The organism is Mesorhizobium sp. M7A.F.Ca.CA.002.05.1.1 (genome assembly GCF_003998335.1).
Lineage (GTDB): Bacteria > Pseudomonadota > Alphaproteobacteria > Rhizobiales > Rhizobiaceae > Mesorhizobium.
Genome location: NZ_RZQI01000779.1, coordinates 1 through 2,837 on the forward strand (window position 1 = coordinate 1; position 2,837 = coordinate 2,837).

General features: G+C 56.8%; 1 protein-coding gene and 1 pseudogene. Both read right to left on the bottom strand.

What is annotated here, in order from left to right; translation table 11 throughout:
- Window positions 1–523 (bottom strand): annotated as a pseudogene (locus EN939_RS28310) (methylaspartate ammonia-lyase); the annotation flags it as partial.
- A gap of 316 nt (window positions 524–839) precedes the next feature.
- The gene (locus EN939_RS28315; protein WP_127270362.1) at window positions 840–2,612 is read right to left on the bottom strand and encodes a CocE/NonD family hydrolase; all 1,773 of its coding nucleotides are present in this window, start codon (window positions 2,610–2,612) and stop codon (window positions 840–842) included.
- Window positions 2,613–2,837 lie beyond the last annotated feature (225 nt).

A 2,837-nucleotide genomic window follows, 5' to 3' on the forward strand; every position in this document is an offset into this window, starting at 1 on the left:
CATCTCCACTTTGACAATAAATCGGAACGCTGAACGTCGGCAGCGCTAGGTCAAATTCTTTGCACAGAATTTCCGCCATGGTGGTGCGGTGAAGGTGGGCCGCAGCGCGTAGGAGCGCCTGGCTGACGCCGTACTCGATCGCAAGAGGTAACTGCTTGTGGTCGTAGTCCTCTAAAACCGTCGCACAGGCATCAAGGTAACGAGACGCATCGACATCCAACAGTCGCGGCACCACAACCCGCGACGTCAATTCCGAAATTTGGACAGAATCAAACAAAGGATCCCGCCCGCCAGCACCAGAGTACTGCACGCCCATCATGTCACCCCAAACGACGCTGTCGTCCGCTAGTACAAGTCCGACGCTGAGCGACGACGCCGGAACGCGAATGGACGTAAATCCAGGCGTCACCGGTTCGCCAAGATAAATAAAGCCGTCCTGGATCGCTCCGGACCTAATGGCAGACTGATCGTCATAAAAGAACGCGCCGTTGCCAGATGCGAGTAGGACGTCTTTGATCTGCACTTCGTTCGCTCGAATGTTCCAATTACACTAATGAAGGGGTATGCTGACATGCGTTGCATCGATTATGGGCCACTTGTCGCCGGACCCGCCAATATAAAGTCGGGGACGGTCCCATCGCGTTTTGAGATGGCCCATGCCTGAAAGGCGGATCAGTCGCCTTGACGCTGCCATTGACGTGCCCGCAAGGTGCTGGTTGGCAATTGCGAGAACAGTAGCCCCGCACAGAGTTCCCCCACGATGGCGTCCAAAGCGCGCCACAACAATGCCGATTACCGAACGATATATTCGTTCGCCATCGCAGGCACCTCAACTGGCATTACTTCTCGACGATCGGAAGGTCGATGAAGCAGCCCCCGGGACCGCGATAAAACTTCAGCAATGGCGGCTCGCCGTCCGCGGGCACATTGGCGAACGAAGTCTTGTCACTTCCGGCGAGGACTACCCTCAAGCGATAACCTACCGAAAGGCGGGCGGAAATCGGGTGCAACGTGAACGTCAAGGTGGCAATTTCGCCCGGCGTAAGAGGCTCGGCGTCGCGTTCAAGAAAGCTGTGCTGTGGACCAAGAACGTCGAACGGAGAGTTGGTCCACACCTTCCGGTGCAGGACCCGCAGCTGCCCTTCCGTCAGATACCGGGATACCCCATCTGGTTGCACGGCCTCAAGGTAAACAAAGAAATTGCCATCTTCGCGCGTAGAGCTGATATTGAGCTCAACAAATGGATGCCCGGTGATTTCGAGGTCATTTGCCAATGGTTCGCTGGTATAGGTAAGCCGAGCCTCGTCGAACTGACGCCGATCTCCATAATCTACTTTACCCCCACTGCCGCCGTTGGTGTCCCACCGGTTTGTTAGAACGTCGCCAAGATCTCGGTCGACCTGCAGGAAGTCAAAACCTGCGGCGTCGGGCGATGAGTCCAGCCGCGAACCACTGGACATGTACCACCGTCTGCGCCTGGCTTCGGGCGGCCAGGACGTGGTCGATTTCCAAGCACCCTCGCCCACCGTGTAGTAGTGAACTACCTTACCTCCCACGCGCGCGGCTTCGCCGTTGAAACAAGCTTCAGCGAACCGGATATCATTGGCCTGCTGGGTCGCAAACGTTGGTAGGATTTCCTCATCGGCGGGCCGAAGCGGATCATAAGGTATCGCTCCACCGTGGTTCCAGGGACCGATTATCACGTTCATCGGATTTGATTGCAACAAGAAGCGGCGCACGGCCCCTTGCGCGGAGCCAGAATCAAACCAGCTCGCCCAATTCTGGGTAGGAATGCCGGACTTAGATATCCGCTCCGCCGCCATCTCTGGCGTCCAGTCAAGTATGGTTGCTCCGTCCCATAATGTCGGACGTTCGTCTTTGAAAGTGAGCTCATGAGCTTTCACCCAATCAGTGGGCGCCCGCTCATGGTCGCGTAGGGCGGCGACAAGGTCAGCCTCCCCTCCGGGTCCCACGGGTCGTACGCCCAGTTGAGACGGGCTTCCATCATCCCGGATCGACTCATTGCGGTCGAGGCTTTTTACGCCACTGTCCCAAAGATCCATCACTTGGTTAGGAACTCCGCCGGGAAAGGAAAGATCTTCATAAACACTATAATCGGCGAAGCGCGGCACGATCCCCTTCACTGCGGGGTGGTTTTGCTCAGCCATCCAGTCTGCGGAGTTGGCAGTGTATGACACGCCATAGCCAACCACCTGGCCAGTAGACCATGGCTGCGCGACTATCCAGTCGAGCACTTCGCTGTTGTCCAAGATCTCAGAGCGAGAGCGGTAGCCGGGCCATACCCCGAAAGACGCACCCGTGCCCCGAACATCTCCAACAACCACGGCGTAACCGTGCTGGACGAACATTTCAGCGTAGCAATTAGACAAGCTGCCCTTCTTCCCGCGCCAATAGCGTGTCATTACTAAAATGGTATTGCGCTTGGTTTCGGTGCTGTCACCCATTGGACGCACGACATCCAACGCCAGCCTGACGCCGTCGCGCATTCTCACATACGACGATTCCACGGGTCCCAGTTTGTAGTGCCCCGCTATTTCGCCACGAAGTTCTAAGCGGAACATCGAATCTAGCTGGGAACGAGAGAGGCTCATTGCGTTTTCCTGAATTCTAGATGGTGTTATAAAGTCCAAATAACCAACCTTAGGGGCCGGCTTGATGGGCTACCCGGTCGGGCAGATCGACCCCGTGAACAGCGCGCAATTTCGTTGCTGTGGCCCCAATCAGCGCCGTCCAGCAGTGAGGTTCGCCCCGATGACAGCAAGCGCCAGCATTGCTTCATTCGTTGTCATTGCGCGAAGGCTGCGGGCGGATAAATC

Bases quoted from the DNA above. Each gene is read 5' to 3' on its own strand.
- EN939_RS28315 (WP_127270362.1), bottom strand. From the start codon at position 2,612: ATGAGCCTCTCTCGTTCCCAGCTAGATTCGATGTTCCGCTTAGAACTT.